At 44.6% G+C, this 18,985-nt stretch carries 19 protein-coding genes; 14 read left to right on the top strand and 5 right to left on the bottom strand.

From position 1 onward, the window contains the following. Positions 1-6: 6 nt before the first annotated feature. Together EL84_RS19295 and EL84_RS19300 are read left to right on the top strand one after the other, a co-directional pair. Positions 7-1,086 carry an AI-2E family transporter gene (locus EL84_RS19295; protein WP_047842724.1) on the top strand — a complete coding sequence of 360 codons (1,080 nt, stop codon included), beginning with the start codon at positions 7-9 and terminating at the stop codon, positions 1,084-1,086. A 28-nt stretch (positions 1,087-1,114) separates the two neighbouring features. Beyond that, positions 1,115-1,513: an Asp23/Gls24 family envelope stress response protein gene (locus EL84_RS19300; protein WP_047842725.1), complete on the top strand. Its 399-nt coding sequence runs from the start codon at positions 1,115-1,117 to the stop codon at positions 1,511-1,513. A gap of 69 nt (positions 1,514-1,582) precedes the next feature. Here the strand turns inward: EL84_RS19300 and EL84_RS19305 are convergent, their stop codons facing one another. Next, positions 1,583-2,428, bottom strand: a complete 846-nt coding sequence (locus EL84_RS19305; protein ID WP_047842726.1) for an AraC family transcriptional regulator — start codon at positions 2,426-2,428, stop codon at positions 1,583-1,585. A 201-nt stretch (positions 2,429-2,629) separates the two neighbouring features. Here EL84_RS19305 and EL84_RS19310 point away from each other — a divergent pair, with 201 nt between their 5' ends. The 3 genes from EL84_RS19310 (at position 2,630) to EL84_RS19320 (ending at position 6,977) form a co-directional block, all read left to right on the top strand. Then, complete coding sequence (locus EL84_RS19310) at positions 2,630-3,634, top strand: aldo/keto reductase (protein ID WP_047842727.1); 1,005 nt, start codon at positions 2,630-2,632, stop codon at positions 3,632-3,634. A 264-nt stretch (positions 3,635-3,898) separates the two neighbouring features. Then, positions 3,899-5,491: an acyl-CoA synthetase MbcS gene (gene mbcS / locus EL84_RS19315; RefSeq protein WP_414855717.1), complete on the top strand. Its 1,593-nt coding sequence runs from the start codon at positions 3,899-3,901 to the stop codon at positions 5,489-5,491. A 241-nt stretch (positions 5,492-5,732) separates the two neighbouring features. Further along, entirely contained in the window at positions 5,733-6,977 is a 1,245-nt protein-coding gene (locus EL84_RS19320; protein WP_047842728.1) for an aminopeptidase, read from the top strand. A gap of 315 nt (positions 6,978-7,292) precedes the next feature. Here EL84_RS19320 and EL84_RS19325 read toward each other — a convergent pair whose 3' ends face one another. After that, positions 7,293-7,751 (bottom strand): AraC family transcriptional regulator, encoded by a 459-nt coding sequence (locus tag EL84_RS19325; RefSeq protein WP_047842729.1) that lies wholly within the window; start codon positions 7,749-7,751, stop codon positions 7,293-7,295. 166 nt (positions 7,752-7,917) lie between these two features. Between EL84_RS19325 and EL84_RS19330 the strand changes: the two genes are divergently transcribed. Continuing rightward, positions 7,918-9,078, top strand: coding sequence for a leucine-rich repeat domain-containing protein (locus EL84_RS19330; RefSeq protein ID WP_047842730.1), 1,161 nt, complete (start codon positions 7,918-7,920; stop codon positions 9,076-9,078). Positions 9,079-9,309: 231 nt separating this feature from the next. Here the strand turns inward: EL84_RS19330 and EL84_RS19335 are convergent, their stop codons facing one another. Next, entirely contained in the window at positions 9,310-9,942 is a 633-nt protein-coding gene (locus tag EL84_RS19335) for a nitroreductase family protein (RefSeq protein ID WP_047842731.1), read from the bottom strand. A gap of 130 nt (positions 9,943-10,072) precedes the next feature. Here EL84_RS19335 and EL84_RS19340 point away from each other — a divergent pair, with 130 nt between their 5' ends. Beyond that, on the top strand, positions 10,073-10,312 hold the full coding sequence (locus EL84_RS19340) for a hypothetical protein (RefSeq protein ID WP_235193803.1): 240 nt from the start codon (positions 10,073-10,075) through the stop codon (positions 10,310-10,312). A gap of 134 nt (positions 10,313-10,446) precedes the next feature. Here the strand turns inward: EL84_RS19340 and EL84_RS19345 are convergent, their stop codons facing one another. Together EL84_RS19345 and EL84_RS19350 are read right to left on the bottom strand one after the other, a co-directional pair. Continuing rightward, the gene (locus EL84_RS19345; RefSeq protein ID WP_047842732.1) at positions 10,447-11,220 is read right to left on the bottom strand and encodes a D-alanyl-D-alanine carboxypeptidase family protein; all 774 of its coding nucleotides are present in this window, start codon (positions 11,218-11,220) and stop codon (positions 10,447-10,449) included. A gap of 228 nt (positions 11,221-11,448) precedes the next feature. Beyond that, entirely contained in the window at positions 11,449-11,811 is a 363-nt protein-coding gene (locus EL84_RS19350; RefSeq protein WP_047842733.1) for an iron-sulfur cluster biosynthesis family protein, read from the bottom strand. 169 nt (positions 11,812-11,980) lie between these two features. Here EL84_RS19350 and EL84_RS19355 point away from each other — a divergent pair, with 169 nt between their 5' ends. The 7 genes from EL84_RS19355 to EL84_RS19385 all read left to right on the top strand — a co-directional run bounded on the left by EL84_RS19355 (position 11,981) and on the right by EL84_RS19385 (position 18,761). Then, positions 11,981-12,565, top strand: a complete 585-nt coding sequence (locus EL84_RS19355) for a TetR/AcrR family transcriptional regulator (protein WP_047842734.1) — start codon at positions 11,981-11,983, stop codon at positions 12,563-12,565. 134 nt (positions 12,566-12,699) lie between these two features. Further along, entirely contained in the window at positions 12,700-13,146 is a 447-nt protein-coding gene (locus EL84_RS19360) for a nuclear transport factor 2 family protein (protein WP_047842735.1), read from the top strand. After that, positions 13,136-13,996 (top strand): ergot alkaloid biosynthesis protein, encoded by an 861-nt coding sequence (locus EL84_RS19365; RefSeq protein WP_047842736.1) that lies wholly within the window; start codon positions 13,136-13,138, stop codon positions 13,994-13,996. The genes EL84_RS19360 and EL84_RS19365 overlap by 11 nt, the downstream gene beginning before the upstream one ends. Positions 13,997-14,216: 220 nt before the next feature. Further along, the gene (locus EL84_RS19370; protein WP_047842737.1) at positions 14,217-15,191 is read left to right on the top strand and encodes an ABC transporter ATP-binding protein; all 975 of its coding nucleotides are present in this window, start codon (positions 14,217-14,219) and stop codon (positions 15,189-15,191) included. Further along, positions 15,184-16,698, top strand: a complete 1,515-nt coding sequence (gene opuFB, locus EL84_RS19375; RefSeq protein ID WP_047842738.1) for an osmoprotectant update ABC transporter permease/substrate-binding subunit OpuFB — start codon at positions 15,184-15,186, stop codon at positions 16,696-16,698. Before EL84_RS19370 ends, opuFB begins: the two co-directional genes overlap by 8 nt. Before the next feature lie 50 nt (positions 16,699-16,748). Continuing rightward, a complete protein-coding gene (locus EL84_RS19380; RefSeq protein ID WP_047842739.1) occupies positions 16,749-18,095 on the top strand; it encodes a dihydrolipoyl dehydrogenase family protein in 1,347 nt (448 codons plus the stop codon). Between the two features lie 57 nt (positions 18,096-18,152). Then, on the top strand, positions 18,153-18,761 hold the full coding sequence (locus tag EL84_RS19385) for a DUF1349 domain-containing protein (protein WP_047842740.1): 609 nt from the start codon (positions 18,153-18,155) through the stop codon (positions 18,759-18,761). The last annotated feature ends 224 nt before the right edge of the window (positions 18,762-18,985 follow it).

The raw sequence follows: 18,985 nt of genomic DNA on the forward strand, positions 1-18,985 counted from the left end.
AATATTTTGTTCAAAGTAAATACGTTTGTCCGGTTCAGTATTGCACTGGCGCTGATATTGGTTAATATCTATTTATTATCACGTGTAAGCTTCATCTTTCAGCCGCTCGTCACCATGATCACGGTCATTACCGTGCCGATGATGTTGTCGGTGTTCTTTTATTATCTGCTAAGGCCGCTTGTGAATTATATGGAGAAAAAGAAAATAAATCGCACGCTAAGTATTTTGCTAATCTATCTGGTTATTGCTATTCTGGGAGTGTTCTTCATCATTGGTTTATGGCCATCGTTACGTGAGCAACTGATCAATCTGGTTGATAACGCACCAAGTCTAATTAATTCATTAAGTGAACAGCTGAGAGAGCTGGAACAAAATGGTGCCATTCAGGCCTTGTTCCCTGAGGGCTCGACACCTTTCTCCCAGATCACAGAGTATATCAACAAAGGATTTAACTTTGTAACCAACTATGTAAGTGGATTTTTCTCACTTGTTTCCAGTTTTGCGATCATCTTGTTTACACTACCGATCCTTTTGTTCTATATGCTGTTACAAGGCGAGAAATTTGGTCGTAAACTGGCACATATCGCACCCAAACGTTTCCAAAATGACAGCCGTGATGTTGTAATTGAGATTGATCAGGCGTTGAGTGGTTTTATCGTGGGAAGAGTTTTGGTCAATCTGGCGTTGGGTGTACTGATGTATATCGGTTTCTTGATCATTGGACTGCCGTACGCATTACTGCTCACGGTAATTGCGGTCATCATGAACTTTGTTCCGTTTATCGGAGCGATTGTGTCGTCCGTGCCTATTGTGATCATGGGTCTCGTGGTATCACCATCGGTTGCCATCTGGTCTCTGATTATTATTCTTGTTGCTCAGCAGATTCAGGACAACCTGGTTGCACCGTACGTATTCGGCAAAAAGCTGGATATTCACCCGCTCACGACCATCATTCTGGTGTTGGGTGCAGGCGACCTAGGTGGAATTATTGCCATCCTGATTATTATCCCAGTTTATATGATCGTTAAAATTCTTTTGGTTCGAATCTATAACATGTTCTTTAAGGACAAATGGCAGAATGCATAGAATTTAATTATTCGAAGGAGTGGAGCACATGTCTGAAATTATCGAAAAACAATACAATGAACCTGAATATATCGCACCTCAATCTGTTCAAATGGGTACCATTCACATCTCGAACGATGTGTTATCCAAGATCGTGGGGATGGCCGCTCAATCAACGGCTGGTGTATCCTCCATGTCCGTTGGACTGACTGAAGGGATTGCCAAGAGTATTAGCGGCAAGAGTCTGCAAAAAGGGATTGACGTACATGTCAAAGACGATCAGGCAACCATCCAGCTGCGCATCAACATTCAATATGGCAACAAGATGCACGAGGTCTGCCGTGAACTTCAACATAATGTTCAACAGGCTGTAGAACAATTAGCCGGCGTCATGGTCGATGAAATCAAAGTGCAAGTTGTTGGCATATCCATGCCGGAGACGGTATAAAGCAATGAAAAAAATGTAAGGAATAACGATTGTAAGGATAAACGATTGGCAAAAACAGCACCTTCCCAATTAACAACTTAACTGGGAGGGTGCTGTTTTATGTTTGCGGTAGTAGGTGGGCGCTTCGCCCATCACTTTTTTGAACATTTTAGAGAAGAGCAATTGATCCGTATAGCCCACAGAACGGGCAATATCGCCAATGGTCAGACCGGGATCAAGTGTCAGTTCGGCTGCCCTGCGCATCCGATAATGGACCAGATACGACTGAATACTGCTACCCATCTGGTCCTTGAAGAGAGAGCACAGATAACTGCGCTGCAAACCGACATGGGCCGCAATGGATTGTACGGTAATGGCATTGGCATAGTTCATTTCAATGAAGTCCATTACCTGCGTTACGTACGTTTCCTTCGAATAATCCTGTATGGGGTGAAGATGCTCGGAGTTGGCCTGATCAATCAAAATAGAAAAGAATTGATACAGCAAACCAGTCATGCTCATCTCCCAACCTTTGTGGGTATTGCGGGAATTGACCATTCGATGCATGCAGGATCGCATCTCGTCATCCTCATTACCCATCTCAAAAATCGGGTGATGCTCTGACAGACATGCTTGCTGTAAAAAGGAAGAACTATTGCTGCCTTGAAAAGCAACCCAGCTGTATTCCCATGGATCATCCTGATCTGCTTCGTAATGCACGACGGAATGCGGAACGATCAGAAATCCTTGACCTTTGTACAGGGTATACGTTTTGCCACCGACTTCGAAGGTACCTTTGCCATTCAGAATATAATGAATTTTGTAATAGTCTCTCATGGCTGGGCCAAAGTGGTGGCCTGGTGTACAGGCTTCCGTACCATAATGTAGGAGCTGAAGCTCCTGAAAATGATTGTTTTTGAACATATACGTAATCAAGGGTATTCACTCCTGTACGATTTCGTCTCATCTTGCATTTTAACATACTAAATAGCTGAAAAGATTAATTATTTAACATTAGTATACATAGATAACAATCATTATTCCATATGTTCAAAGTGAAATGCCATATCGTTTATCCATGAAAATGTCTAAGATGAAAAGGAATTCAACAAACCTTACAGGAAAGTGAGAATAACGATGCCCTATACTGCGAGTGAACAACGATATGATGAGATGAAATATGTACGTTCCGGCAAATCCGGAATCAGACTGCCGCAAATTGCGCTGGGTTTATGGCAGAACTTTGGTGGCAACCGCACATTGGATATTCAGGAAGAAATGATTTTGCGTGCCTTTGACCTCGGAATTAACCATTTCGATCTGGCGAATAACTATGGTCCACCTCCAGGATCAGCGGAAGAGAACTTTGGTGTGATCTACAAAAAACATCTGCGTCCTTACCGGGATGAACTACTCATCTCCTCGAAGGCAGGCTACCATATGTGGAGTGGACCTTACGGCGAGTGGGGTTCCCGCAAAAACCTGATTGCCAGTCTGGATCAAAGTCTTAGTCGGATGGGGCTGGACTATGTGGACATTTTCTATCATCACCGTCCAGATCCGGATACACCGTTGGAAGAAACGATGACGGCACTGGATCACATCGTGCGGCAAGGTAAAGCTCTGTATGTGGGCTTGTCCAATTATAATGCAGAACAGACGCAAGAAGCGGTAACCATTCTCCGTCGTCTGGGTACGCCATGTCTGGTTCATCAGCCAAACTACTCGATGTTGAATCGCTGGATTGAAGACGGTCTGCAAGACGTACTGGATGAGCAAGGCGTAGGTTCCATTGCGTTCTGTCCACTCGGCCGCGGTCAGTTGACGAATAAATATATCGACAAGATCAAGGAAGAACGAGCCAATCCAACAGGCAATTTGAAAAAAGAAGCTTACACAGACGAACGGATTGCCAAGTTCGATGCGCTTCAGGCAGTTGCCGAGCGAAGAGGGCAGACGATCTCCCAACTGGCTCTGAACTGGATCTTGCGCGGTAACCGTGTAACCTCAGCACTGATTGGTGCAAGCCGTGTGTCCCAGATTGAAGAAAACGTGGCTGCCCTCCAGGCAGCGGATCTGACGACGGAAGAGTTGAATGAGATCGAAAGTATTTTGGACGGAATGGGTAATTATCCGTGGTAACATACACAGTATAGCTGTGTGAAAATTATAGTTAGGTAAAACTAATGTAATATAAATTAAGAATGAAATGGCGCCTACCTGATTATCAGGAGGGCGCCATTTTGTATATGTCATTTTCTTTATAGGATAAGATCTATTATAATAGTTCATTAATTGACCTATGTTTATTTTTTTGGAATGAGCCTAGTTCATAGCACCTGGTCCTAGGATTTAGGGTATAATATATAGAAGCTATACATTTGAACTACGAAGGAGAGGCTCCATTTGAACTTTGAACAGTGGATTTCGCCTGAAAGCTATAACCTGACATCCGAGATGGAGAATCATCCATCAGACCGGATTGCACTTAGATGGCTCAGCGATCAACGAGAATTGGAAGAGATTACGTATGGTGATTTATTCAAGCAGGCGAATCGTCTTGCTGGAGGTTTGCGTGAACTTGGACTGGAGAAGGGTGACCGGGTGTTGGTCATGGTACCACGCCGGATAATTGCCTATGTCATTTACATTGCTTGTCTTAAATTGGGGATTGCCGTTATTCCTTCCTCCGAGATGTTACGGGCCAAAGATCTGGAATATCGTCTGCGTCACTCTGAGGCGCGGGCTGTTATTGTATGGTCCGAGACGACCTCGGAAGTGGAAAAGATGGACGCGGATCTGCCATCACTGGCACATCGAATTGTGGCATCACCTAATGGCGAAGTTGGCGTACCTGCTGAAGGCTGGGTTAATGTGCATGAGTTAATGCAGAATCAACCCGATGAGATGGCTGCGGTGGAAACACACCGTGATGATACAGCTATTCTTGCTTATACTTCGGGCACAACTGGTAATCCCAAAGGAGTTGTACATAGCCACGGTTGGGGATATGCTCACCTGCGAATCGCTTCTTCATTATGGCTGGATATTCAACCTTCAGATACCGTGTGGGCAACGGCTGCACCTGGCTGGCAAAAATGGATCTGGAGCCCGTTCCTGTCGGTACTCGGAAGAGGCGCGACTGGCCTGGTCTACAATGGATCATTCCAGCCCAAGCGTTATCTGGAACTGATGCAGGAACATCAGATTAATGTCCTTTGCTGTACACCAACGGAATATCGGTTGATGGCCAAAGCCGATGATCTTGGACATTATGACCTGTCCCATCTGCGCAGTGCTGTTTCAGCGGGCGAACCGCTCAATCAGGAAGTCATTGAAATCTTCCAGCGTCACTTCGACCTGACTATTCGAGACGGATATGGACAGACCGAGAGCACGTTGTTAATCGGCAGTCTCAAGGATGCGCCTGTACGTATTGGCTCCATGGGTCAGTCGATTACACCTGGATTGATTGAAATTATTGATGAAGAGGGACAACCTGTTCCTGCGGGTGAAGTAGGAGATATCGCGGTACACAAAGAGATGCCAGCTTTGTTCAAGTCCTATTATCAGGATGAGGGACGGAAGGAAGCCAGTCAGCGTGGCGATTATTTTGTAACAGGGGACCGTGCACGTAAAGACGAAGAAGGTTACTTCTGGTTTGAAGGCCGCAGTGATGATATCATCATCAGTTCGGGTTACACGATTGGACCATTCGAGGTGGAAGAAGCACTCATGAAACACGCCAGCGTGAAGGAATGTGCGGTGGTTGCAAGTCCGGATGAGATCCGCGGTAATGTGGTGAAAGCATTTGTCGTACTGCGAGATGATTCGCTGGCTTCACCAGAACTGATGCGTGAATTGCAGCACCACGTCAAGGAAATCACAGCACCTTATAAATATCCACGTAAGATCGAATTTGTTACGGATCTGCCGAAGACCAACTCTGGTAAAATCCGCAGGATTGAGTTACGCGAAAAAGAAAAACGAAATGTATAGATCATTTTGTATAGATGAAATTTTGCAAATTGATCATGCGTAGTGAAAGAGAAGGAATCGATTCTGAAGAAGCGATAGCGTTCTTATTTGTCTCCTAATTTTAACCTTTGAAAAATACGATGAAGAAAATTTGGGGACAACGACGATCTAAAGAACGATCCTTCGCTGTAACGGCCACTCAACAGAGTCCAAGTCATTTGCAATCCATGTCATAATATATGAAACAGGAGTGAATACAACCATGAGTCAATTTGAACAAACCTTTGAAAAGTCATTGGAACAATACGCAGAACTGGTTGTCAAAGTCGGCGTGAATATTCAAAAAGGACAGGATCTGCTCGTCACTGCACCCATCGAAACGCTTGAATTCACACGTCTGATTGTGCAAAAAGCCTATGCGGCTGGTGCCAATTATGTACAAGTGGACTTTGATGACGACAACATTACCCGCAGTCGTTTTGAACATGGCTCCAATGACAGCTTTGACTACTATCCAGCCTGGAAAGCGGATATGATGGAAAAGTTTGCAGAAGCAGGCGGCGCTACCCTGACGATCAAAGTTCCAGATCCTGAACTGTATAACGGAATTGACTCCGATAGTGTTTCCCGTGCTACTAAGGCAGCTGCACATGCACGTCGGGGATATGCTAAGTATACACGTAATCATGAAATTAGCTGGTGTCTGATCAAAGCACCGACCAAGGCTTGGGCGAACAAAGTGTTTGCCGACATCCCGGAAGAAGACCGAATCAACGTGATGTGGGAAACCATCTTCAAAATGAACCGTGTAGATGGCGGAGACGCCGTACAAAATTGGAGAGAACATCTGGATACCCTGAATACCATGAGTGATCTCCTGAATAAAAAGAACTATAAGAGCCTGCATTACCGTGCGCCAGGTACAGACCTGAAAATTGAATTGGTCCACAACCACATCTGGGGTGGCGGTGGTAGCGAAAATAAACAAGGTGTATACACGGTCGCGAATATGCCAACTGAAGAAGTATTCACCATGCCTAAGCGCAGTGGAGTGAATGGATATGTCAGCAGTACCATGCCTTTGAACCTGAATGGACAGCTGGTAGACCAGATGAGAATCACATTCAAGGATGGACAGGTTGTAACGTTTACGGCAGCATCCGGTGAAGAGCATTTGAAGAACCTGTTTGCCACCGATGAAGGAGCACGTTATCTGGGTGAAGTGGCACTCGTACCACATGACTCTCCGATCTCCAACCTGAATCGCATTTTCTACAATACGGGTATTGATGAAAATGCATCCTGCCATTTGGCTGTGGGCAGTGCATATCCATTCAACATGAAAGATGGCACAACGATGTCGAACGAAGAGTTGCTGAAGCATGAGTGCAATGTGAGTTTGACACATGTTGATTTCATGATTGGTTCCGCAGAGCTGGATATCGATGGTGAGTTACAGGATGGTACGATCGAGCCGGTATTCCGTAAAGGCAACTGGGCATTTTAATATCTAATTTAGTTATATAAGTTGAACTAAAGATTATTTACACTAACACTACGATGACAGAATAACCTTCCAATCGCTGTTATCCCCAGAATTTTTTTGATTCCCTTTTCCGAAGGGGAAAATCGGGGGATAGCGTATGCTTCCGATGCAGCTTTCTTTCAGAAAGCTTTTAGGCGAACGCTTCGCTTTTTCAGGTTTTTTCTGTCCTCTCGGTTATCGTGTAAATGATTAGTTCAACATAAATAGTATCAGTAATATTACTGAACGAAAAAGTGACTTCAACTTGAAGTCACTTTTTTTTCCTCGTAACATGGATTACACGGGTCTTACAGGTACACATATCTCGCAATAATGCTGATTAAGCAGTTCCCAACGATATCTTTCTATAACCGGCTTGTTGTCCATCTGATAACCACTTGTTTGTAAATGAGGGATGATCACATTCCATGCCTGCTGAATAGCTTCTGCCGTATGTCTCACCTTACAGATGAGATAATCTCCGCCTAATAACTCGCCAATCTCAACAAACTCATCTTCCAGACGTTCAGATTCTGTGATAACAATACAGGCATCATATCTACAGTTCTGAGGGGGTGTGGTAGTTGGGTCATCTTGTGGAATACCGAATAAAATTGCTGATTCATGAAGCAGTTGGTTTTTGTCTGCCCATTGTTTCAGCGTATTCATCGCTTGAGCATTGGCTGGACCGTAAGGACCGACTTGTCGAACATAGGCGATACGATATGACGGGAGGTTTTCGATAACCATTTTCATGAAAATCTTCCTCTCTGTACGATTTCTCTTACATGTTGGATGCTAACATGGTATTAAAGAATTTGCTTAGGTAATTGTTGAATCCCGACGACGAAACTCATAGAATAGTAATAATATGTTGGAAGACTGTTCCAATAGAGCAAAACGAGAGGGGGAGGCGTTAGACATGGATATTACTTATGCCTTCACGGATGAACGTTTCAGGCAAGTTGTGTTGGAACGTTTTTGTGATCAGCGGGATTTCATTCAGGAGAGTGACGTTTGTGAGGTTGAGATATTGCAACTTTCCAATCACAATATTAGCGATCTTGATGGAATCGAGTATTTCAGGGGTCTTCAAGAGTTGGATTGTGCCTATAATCAATTGACCAGTCTGAATCTAGGTCAGAATCACAAGCTGAGGACGTTACGTTGCAGAGAGAATCAGCTTCTTACACTGGACCTCCGCTCCAATTCGGAATTGCAGGTGCTGGATTGCAGTTTTAATCGACTTCGCAAATTGGATCTTTCTCATAATTCCAAACTTATAACGGTGGAGTGTCATTGGAATATGTTGTCGGAGCTGGCTTCGGAGCCCCTTGAGCAGTTGGAGGAACTTAGTTGCAGTTATAACGCTCTTTTCTCACTTGAACTTGAACACAATAAGCAACTGCGGCGACTTGATTGCGCCAACAATTACATGTTGGAACTTGATGTAACAGGTTGTCCAAACTTGATTGAACTTCGTTGTAACCACAATCATATCAAACAGTTGGATTTTCGTTCAAATATGGTTTTAGAGAGTGTCCGTTGTTTTAACAACCATATTAGCAAGCTGGATATTCACCATAACGTACAACTAAAAGAGTTGTACTGTTCCGAGAACAAATTAACCGAGTTGGATTATAGCGCTAATCCCAAGCTGGAAAGACTGCAGTATGCAGATAATCTAATGTTTGAATCCAATCATGAAGTTCCGGGTATGGGGTTGTTTCAGTATGACGTCTCGATGTCCAACTATCAGATGAGCTTACTTATTCAGGATAAAGAACTGGTAGTCACTGCACAGGTTTCAACCAAGACAGAGATGGAAATATTGTCCCCATATATGGAAGAGACGTGGAAACGGTGGGACATGCTAGGTGAGCAGGCACTTAAAACCATTGCCGAGGCTCATCCGGACGAAGATATCAATGCATTGATTTTGGCTGATGCAGAATTTCAGGGAGATCAATATTTCCGATTGGGTTATGATGCGGGGGATACACCTGCTGGTCGACTGTACATATATGCGGAGTTTGACGATGAATTTCACATGTTGGATACGTTGATCTATGAAACGTATTAAAGCCACGAGATCGTGGCTTTTTTGCTGTGTTGAACTAAAGATTATTTACACTGACACTACGATGACAGAACAACCTTCCAATCGCTGTTATCCCCAGATTTTAATTCCATTCCTTTTCTAAAGGGGAAAATCCGGGGATAAAGGCGCACGCTTCGCTTTTTCAGGTTTTTTCTGTCCTCTCCGTTATCGTGTAAATGTTAGTTCAACTTATATAATTTGTTATATTATATGTTATTCAGCGTGCATTTTGTTGAAGCTAACATATTCGTTAATCGGTTTACGGTAACCGCGTGGGCGCTGTTTGGCTTCCGACTTTTTGCCGATGGTGATCAGCATAACCGGTACGTAATGGTTAGGGATTTCCAGACTCCGTTGCAGTTCTTCCGAGTCAAAGCCAATCATTGGACAAGTGTCCCAACCGCGATCCTGAGCGATCAGCATCAATTGCATGGCAGACAGGCTGGCATTGCGAATCGCATCCTCACGTTGGAAGAATCTGCCGCGAGATTCGTAAAATTCGGTGACACTTTGGGATTCCTGCTCGTATTGGAACGGAGTAAGAGCGCCTAGGTTCAGCAGGCCTTCGTTAATAGTGCGGATATGATGATGCGCGTTGACGTCGCCCAATACCACGATGACTGCAGAAGCTGTTTTTACCTTATATTGCTGGGAAGCCTCATAGACTTTCTCTTTCTGTTCCTCGTCTTTAATCACAAGATAGTGCGTGTGTTGCAGGTTAAAGGCAGATGGTGCAAATTTGTTCAGGGCAAACATTTCTTGCAGTTCCAAATCCGAAATTTCAATTCCTTCTTCAAAAATAACGGCCGATCTACGGTTTTTGACTAGATTCTCCAACTCACTCATGGTAGTTTCCCTCGCTTATGTATGATTTATAAACTGACTATAACACACTTAGTTACTTTATGTAAGTATTATTTTAGAATAAGACAAGGATCGTCTGCCATACGCTAAAATAAAACACTAGAGGTGATTCATGAAAGCATTGATCGCAAGGTATATGGGAGGACATGACCCTCATGAATTTCGGGTATATGTGATCCAATCTTCGACGTTAAAACGTTTTGTAGTCGTGGAGATTATTCTAGGCCCTATCGTGTACAATGTCGCACTTTATTTGTGCCATAATGTAATACTTGCTGGAGTAGGCTCTTGGGCTGGAACAGAAGGTCTGAAGAGACTGCCACTGGTCTTTAGAAAAATCGTTGGGACATGATGAAGTGTGTAAATGAAAAATTGAAGCAGAAGAGGGCCAGTTGCGGCCCCATCTTCTCCTTCAGTCATGTTATCTATAGTCACGCTTCTTTTATCTAATCAAATAACTGTCTAGGCTTTGGGCTCAAACCTGCCTTATTTAGCACGTTCCAAATACTGCTCCAGCGTAAGTTTCTGGTTGGTAACCTCACCAGCAATATACACCCCTACATAACGTACATGCCATGGCTCATAGGAGTAACCAGTCAATTTCTCCTGATCTTTGCCATAACGGATGATGAAGCCGTATTTGTGGGCATTGGCTTTCAGCCATTTGCCTTCTTTGGTGTTGCCAAAGCTTTGCTGAAGATCGTAACCGGCCGAAGCGCTTGATATATCCATGGCTAGACCAGTTTGATGTTCGCTTTGTCCTGGCCGAGCACTTGTTTTATTGGCAACAGCTTCACCTTTGATGCTGGCATTACGGTCAAAGATTGATTTCTGGGTCGCATAAGAACGATAGCCAGACACCGCTTTGATATCGATGCCGTCTTTTTTGGCAGCCGCAAATAATTTTTCTATCGCGGTTGCAGCCACTTTACGCATTTGTTTCTTCGGACTGGAACCTGAGAAGCTAAAAGGAATATTAGGTACAACCAAATCTTGAGGTGCATAAGTTGAAGGCAGATTTCTCTTTTTATTGACAAGCACAACTGTACTGGACACATTGGTCACAGTTGCCACATTTTTAATCGTTTTGATCGTACGACCAGGTGCATTATCATGCAGAAATTGAGTGAAGCTGGAGCTTGCAGCAGACGCGACGGGATTCAGGCTTGAAGTGATGGGAAACGTAGTAAAGGCAGAACCTGCTACAACAGAGCCTACGAGAATTGTAGATATGATGGATTTACGAGTAAAAGGTTTCATGATGTGTGTTCCTCCTCGGAATATATGAATCTATATACCGAGTATACTAGAGGATTATATCCATAGGTTCTCCAATTGTTTCCGAGTTGTAAACAAAGTTTGCTAGATTCTTCTTCTTCAACTCTCGTAGAGGCAGTATAGATGAAAAAAAGCCGTTGCATTAGATGCAACGGCTTTTGATGTGAAGAGAGATAATGCTAGATTACTTCAAGTAAGCTGGAGACTGTATTACAACATGCAGGCGTCAGATCCACCGGAGCTTCCCGCAGTTACAGTACGGGTGTCACGAACGCGAACGTTGGCGCTGAGCACACCAGAATCACTGCTTAATTTGAAAGAAGGATAATTCTCTTCTGTATCCAGCTTCATATGTTGTTCGAGGTTTAGTTGCTGCTTCGGATCAACATAAAACGGAACCAGATTGGTTTCAATCTGAGCGTCGAGAGCTGCAAGTTCATCAACAATGATAATAGCGATAACTCCGTTACATCCGCAACCTTCCAAGTCATAGATCACTTTGAAATATCCGGGTTGGTCATTCAAGCTTTCCGTCAATCGTTTTGCAGCCAAATCTGTAATTTGAATATACATATAGGTACACTCCTTTATATGTGGTCATGGTTGGTAAGTGGTAAAAGAATTCATTCAGCTTCTATTTCCCATTATACCACTTTGGCAAAAATCAAAGCATTTATTTTCTTGACTGATCAGTCTGGAAAAGGTATTCTTTAGTTAATGAATAGGGAGGTGAGATCTTAAATTGGGAAGAGCCAAGGAGTTTGACACGGAGACTGTTCTAAGAAAAGCAACGTCTGTATTTGGAGCGTACGGTTATGAAGGTACATCTTTGAGCTTACTGCTGAGTGAACTTGGCATTGCGCGGCAAAGCCTGTATGACACCTACGGAACTAAACATGATTTATTTGTCTCTGCTCTTAAATTCTATATTCAGCAGAAGACAGAAGCGGGAATCAGACTATTAGACGAATGTACAAGTGTGAGGCAAGGCGTGACGGAGTTGTTCAACGAAGCGGTTAACGTGTTGACAGACAACGAACGTCGTAATGAATGTTTCATCATTAATAGCGCGGTTGAACAGGCACCACAAAATCACGAAATCGCAGCTTTTATTCAAACCACTAACCAACAAATGGAAGATGTTATTCATACTGCGCTGTTACGAGGCCAGAGGAGTGGCGAACTGAGGCACGCAGAGGAAGAATTGCCCGGGCTTGCCCGTTTTCTGAATTATTCCCGACTCTCATTGACCTTTACGGCGAAGAGCGGTGCAAGCACAGAAGCGCTGCGGGATTTTGTACAGATGACCCTAAGGGCTATGGATTAACGTTTTACATGTGATTTGAGTAAGAATTCTTTACGTTTTTTTGAAAATGAACGCTTAGGGCGTTTATTTTTTGACTATTGTAGACCGATTGGTCTGGAAAAAGAACACCAAACAAACTGAAGGAGGTAATAAGGATGACACAATCTCAGCAGTTGGAAGCGGGCAATAGTACACAGCATCAGATCATGCATGGATTTACTCAATTGCTACTGGAAGGAAAACTGGAACAGTGGTTGGAGTTATATACATCTGACGCTATTTTCGAATTCCCATATGCACCAGCAGGATATCTTCAGAAACTGGAAGGCAAAGCCGCAATTACGAATCATCTTCATAATCTGCTGGGGATGATTGAAATCCAGCAGTTTTCTGAACCGGTGATCTTGGCTGATTCCACGAAACAACAGTTTGTGGCTGAATTTACTTGTAAAGGGCGTTCATTAGTTACAGGCAAGCCTTACAACCAAACGTACATCTCTGTAGTGAGCCACTCTAATGGAAAAATTACACATTATAAAGACTATTGGAATCCGATGGTCGTACTCGAATCGGACTTAGGAGGAAACAAGCATGATCAATGATAAACCGTTGACACTTATTACCGGAGCTAATGGAAAGACAGGAAGCCGTATTGCGGCCATACTTCAAAAGCATCATTATCCGGTGCGTTTGGCAGGAAGAACTAAACCATCTCTTTCTGGTTCTGCCGATAATTATGTCTATTTTGATTGGTATGATTCCGAGACATATGCGCTGGCGCTGAAAAATGTGAATCAGGTGTACCTTGTCATGCCGGTCATGGATATGAACCCAGAAGACGTCATCATTCCGTTCATCAAGGAAGCATTGTGGAACGGTGTTAAGCGATTCGTTTTACTTGGCAGTGCTTCAATTGATGAAGAGGGTCCTATATTTGGCAAAGTACATCAGTTTATAAAAGCCCATGCTCCTGAGTGGGCTGTATTGCAGCCTTCCTATTTTATGGAGAACTTTACGGAAGGGCCGCATCGGGAGACGACGAAGCAAATGGGGAAAATATACAGTGCTACGGGTGACGGGAAAATTGGATTTGTTAGTGCAGATGATATCGCGGCAGTTGCGTTCCATGCTCTGACGGATATTGTTCCTCATAATACGGAGCATATCATTACAGGGCCGGAGTCGTTGTCCTATGGACAGGTTGCAGACGTCTTGAGCCGTGTACTGGGTCAGTCCATCCAGCATGAATCTTTGTCCGATGATGAATTGAGGAACAGCATGATTCGCGCAGGAATGTCAGGAGAATACGCTGCTGCCCTCGCAAGACTGGATGTACCTATCCGGGAGAAGGGGAGAGAAGATCGAACGACGGATACGGTGAAAAAATTAACGGGGAATAACCCGATTTCATTCGAGCAATTTATTCGAAATCATATGGAAGTATGGAAATAATGGAAGAAACATTTTCATATTATGAGAAGACGGTGCCTAGTGCCCGTCTTTTTGCATGTCTACCAGCATGTTGACATCGTTGATTCGAATATGGATCTCTCCCTAACCAGGGACACTACGGAAAGCAGTGATTATACGAACACACTTTTGGGGAAATAGATGAAGATGAATGTTAGGGCGTGTCTGAGACACGCCCTAGATAAAGGGGCGAAGAGAGCGAATGATTCAGTTCGAAAATGTATCGAAACAATATCCTGATGGAACAACGGCTTTGCGTCAGGTTAACCTCAACATTAACAAGGGAGAACTGTTTGTCATGATTGGTCCGAGTGGATGTGGCAAAACCACCATGCTCAAAATGATCAATCGCCTGATTGAACGAACAGATGGAACAGTGCGCATTAATGAACGCCCAATTGATGAATACAACATTCACGAATTGCGCTGGAATATCGGATATGTGCTGCAACAGATTGCACTATTCCCGCATATGACCATTGCCGAAAATATTGCAGTTGTTCCTGAACTGCGAAAATGGAAGTCAGATCAAATCAAGGAGCGTGTACATACGTTACTGGATATGGTGGGTTTGCACGGAGATACGTACAGTGAGCGTAAACCGTCCGAGTTATCTGGAGGACAACAGCAGAGAATTGGTGTGTTGCGTGCACTCGCTGCTGATCCCGAGATAGTTTTGATGGATGAACCGTTCAGTGCACTCGATCCAATGAGTCGGGAGAAATTGCAGGACGATATTTTGGATATCCAGCGTCAGATGAAAAAAACAATTGTGTTTGTCACTCATGATATTCAGGAAGCGATGAAGCTGGGGGATCGCATCTGCATTATGAAGGATGGACAGGTTTTGCAGGTAGGCACCCCGGAAGAACTGATCCGACAGCCAGCTAATGACTTCGTACGTGAATTTGTTGGAAGTCCTAACACCGATACGGGTTCACAATCTGATTTTGATCTCGAATCCATCATGTCACCACTCTCACCGGGTCATGTGCCAAAATCAGCCAAAACTGCCGTTCCTGTATCCATTACGTTGACGGAGTTAGTTGATATCATGGCTTCCCATGACCATCTGCTGGTTGAAAGTAACCGCCAAATTATTGGCGAGATCAGTCGAGTTGATCTGATGAAATACTGGTCTGGTCAGTTACAGGAACGAGGTGAAGGACATGAGTAGATTCACGGAGGTATTCAGTGAGCGCAAAGGTCAGTTGTTGTCTGCTCTGCTGGAACATATTCAGATCTCATTTATCGCATTGTTCTTTGCTGTCCTCATCGCTATCCCGCTTGGTATTTACTTGACACGCAAGCCAAAAGTCGCTGAACCGATTATTGGGGTTACGGCTGTGTTGCAGACGATACCTTCCTTGGCGCTTCTCGGATTGCTCATCCCGTTATTCGGCATAGGCACACTTCCTGCAATCATTGCACTGGTGGTGTATGCGCTGCTTCCGGTACTCCGCAACACGTACACAGGCATATCCGAAGTTGATCCTTCCATGGTGGAAGCAGCGAATGCGATGGGCATGAATAGTTGGCAACGTCTAATCAAAGTGGAACTGCCACTGGCGATGCCTGTCATTATGGCCGGAATTCGGACCGCGATGGTCCTGATTGTAGGAACAGCCACACTTGCTGCCTTGATCGGCGCAGGAGGTTTGGGTGCATTAATTTTGCTGGGCATTGATCGGAACGATACGGCGCTGATCATTCTTGGAGCCATTCCGGCAGCCTTGCTGGCTATTATGTTTGATGTACTATTGCGTCAGTTCCAGCGGTTATCCTTCAAGAAAACATTGGTTACCTTGGGTTCGCTAGCTCTGATCGCGATACTTGTGATTACCATTCCCTTCGTGGCACGTGGTGGACAGAAGGATCTCGTCATTTCCGGGAAATTGGGGGCGGAACCCGAAATTCTCATTAATATGTACAAATTGTTAATCGAAAAAGATACAGACCTGACCGTTGAACTAAAACCCGGATTAGGCAAAACACCATTCCTTTTCAATGCACTCAAGTCGGGTGATATTGACATCTATCCCGAATTCACGGGGACAGCGATCTCCGAATTTATGAAGGAAACGGCTGTGAGCACCGATCGGACAGAGGTGTACGAACAGGCAAGAGATGGAATGCTGAGCCAGTTCAACATGGTGCTTCTGAACCCTATGGATTACAACAATACGTATACGTTGGCCGTTCCAAAGAGCATCGCAGATCAATACAATCTCAAGACCATTTCGGATCTCAAACCGGTTGAGCAGCAGATCAAGGCAGGATTCACGCTGGAATTCTCGGATCGGGAAGACGGATACCTTGGCATACAGAAAAAGTATGGGATTGAATTTCCGAACGTTGCAACAATGGAACCCAAGCTTCGCTATGGTGCTCTTCAGCGCGGAGATATCAATCTCGTTGATGCTTACTCCACAGACAGTGAGTTGAGACAATATGAACTCGTTGTGCTGGAGGATGATCAGGAGTTATTCCCACCGTATCAAGGCGCGCCGATGCTTCGTCAAGAAACGGCAGATCAATATCCACAACTGGTTGAGGTACTGAATCAGCTTGCTGGCAAAATTACGGATGATGAGATGCGTCAGATGAACTATGACGTGAACGTAGAGGGAGCGAATCCTGAACAGGTTGCAACAGAGTACCTTAAACAGGCTGGATTGCTGTAACTTCAGGCATCCCTGCAATAGATGCACCAAAAGGATGAGGAGGAACCATGATGACACAAGAAACGTATGACTTGATTGCAATTGGAACAGGAAGCGCGGCAAGCTCTGTTATCACCCGTTGCGCTGAAGCTGGCTGGAGAGTTGCTGTAATTGATGAACGTGAGTTCGGCGGAACGTGTGCACTGCGTGGCTGTGATCCCAAGAAAGTGCTGGCTGGAGCGGCTGAGCTGATTGACTGGAATGAACGGATGCAAAGGAAAGGAATTCAGGGACAGGCGACCATCAACTGGTCTGAACTTATGGCCTTTAAACGCACCTTTACCGAGAGCATACCTAGAGCAAGTGAAGATCAATTCAAACAGGCCGGAATGGATACGTTCCATGGTAAAGCTTCATTTGTCGATGAAAATCATATTCAAGTTGGAGAAGAAGTGCTCCATGGGAAACACATTCTGATTGCTACCGGTGCAAGACCTGCGCCACTTGAGATTGAGGGCTCGGAGCATCTTCTATATAGTGATGACTTTCTGGATCTGGAACAGCTGCCGGATCGATTAGTTCTGGTAGGCGGTGGATACATTGCATTTGAGTTTGCGCATATTGCGGCCAGAGCCGGGACGGAAGTCCATATCCTGCATCGGAGTGAACAGCCTCTGAAGTCGTTTGATGTGGAGCTTGTAGAATCTTTGTTACAAAAATCAAAAGAGATCGGCATTCATGTTCACTTGAACGCGGAGGTGAAGTCCATACGGCAAGAGGGGAACGCCTATGTCGTTCATGGCACACGTAATGGTGCAGATCACCAGTGGCAGTGCGGACTTGTCGTTCATGGAGCCGGGCGTGTTCCTAATGTGGATGGGCTGGAATTGGAGAAAGCCAACGTCAGCTACAGCAAAAAGGGGATTACGGTGAACGAGTACTTGCAAAGTGAAAGTAATCCGAGAGTGTATGCTGCTGGCGATGTAACGGATACAAAAGGGTTGCCTTTAACCCCGTTAGCAGGTCAGGAATCCCGGGCTGTATCGTTCAATTTGTTGGAGGGAAATCAACACAAACCAAATTATAAAGTGATGCCTTCTATTGTGTTTACTGTCCCTGCCCTTGGAGCTGTAGGTATGAGCACGGAACAAGCCAAGAAAGAGGGCTACGAGGTGCAGGTAAATGATATGTCGAAATGGTATACTTACAAGCGAACTCATGAAAAATTTGCCATGGCCAAAGTGGTGATCGACAAATCATCCGGGCGTATTCTGGGTGCGCATGTGCTCGGGAGCAAAACAGAAGAATTGATCAACCTTTTTGCAATGGCGATTCAGTTCAATCTGACTATTGATCAGTTAAACACCATGAATTTTGCATATCCTACTGCTGCATCGGATCTGGGTTCTTTAATTTAGAAGTGATGAAGTGAGGATGAACCCCCCTTTGGGACGGAAGAAAGGATGAAAATAACGATGTCATCGGATTTTATTGGGCTTTATGAAGGCAAGTGGACTAAGGAACCCGTTGCTGCACGGATGGATGGGGATCGTTTCGTTGTGGAAGCTCGGGAAGGCAGTGACTTTTGGGAGAACACATTCTACGGGTTCTGTCATCGGGATGGACACGCCATGCTTGCTCCATGGGACGGAACGGAAGCGATTGAGGTATCGTTTGATCTAAGCTCATTCACCGAATTATATGACCAGGCGGGATTAATGTTATGGTACGGAGAAGACCAATGGATCAAGGCCGGAGTTGAGGTCAATGATGGTGTGGCACATGTTGGAGCCGTCGTGACGGATACGTATTCCGATTGGTCACTCTCTCCTGTGCCAGAGTGGGGTGGACGAATCGTAACAATCAGAGCCTCCTACAGTAATGAGGCTGTTGTCATTCGTGCACGCACAGATGAGCATCCATGGCGTACGATTCGGGTTGCACGGTTTGCCTATCCAACGAACAAACATGCAGGTCCATTTCTGTGTTCACCAAAGCGTGCAGGGTTCGAGGTAGCCTTTACCAAGTGGAGATCCACGACACCCGATCAAGACTTGCATACAGATCCGCCGATTACAGATTAAAACAAGTTAAGATGCACGATAAACAATAAAACATGAACAGGTGTATCTGGCTTAGAAAGCAAGACAACACAAATAAGCAAGTCTTCCATTAACGGAGGACTTGCTTATTTGTGTGTTTAAACTTTGGACTGTGAAAAGTCTCCAGTTACTCATTTCATCATTCACCGGGTACAGTGAGTTCTTTTCGCACATACAACAGAGTGCTTGCGAACTTTACTTGAGTT

It is taken from the genome of Paenibacillus sp. VT-400, assembly GCF_001029205.1.
GTDB classification, from domain to species: domain Bacteria; phylum Bacillota; class Bacilli; order Paenibacillales; family Paenibacillaceae; genus Paenibacillus; species Paenibacillus amylolyticus.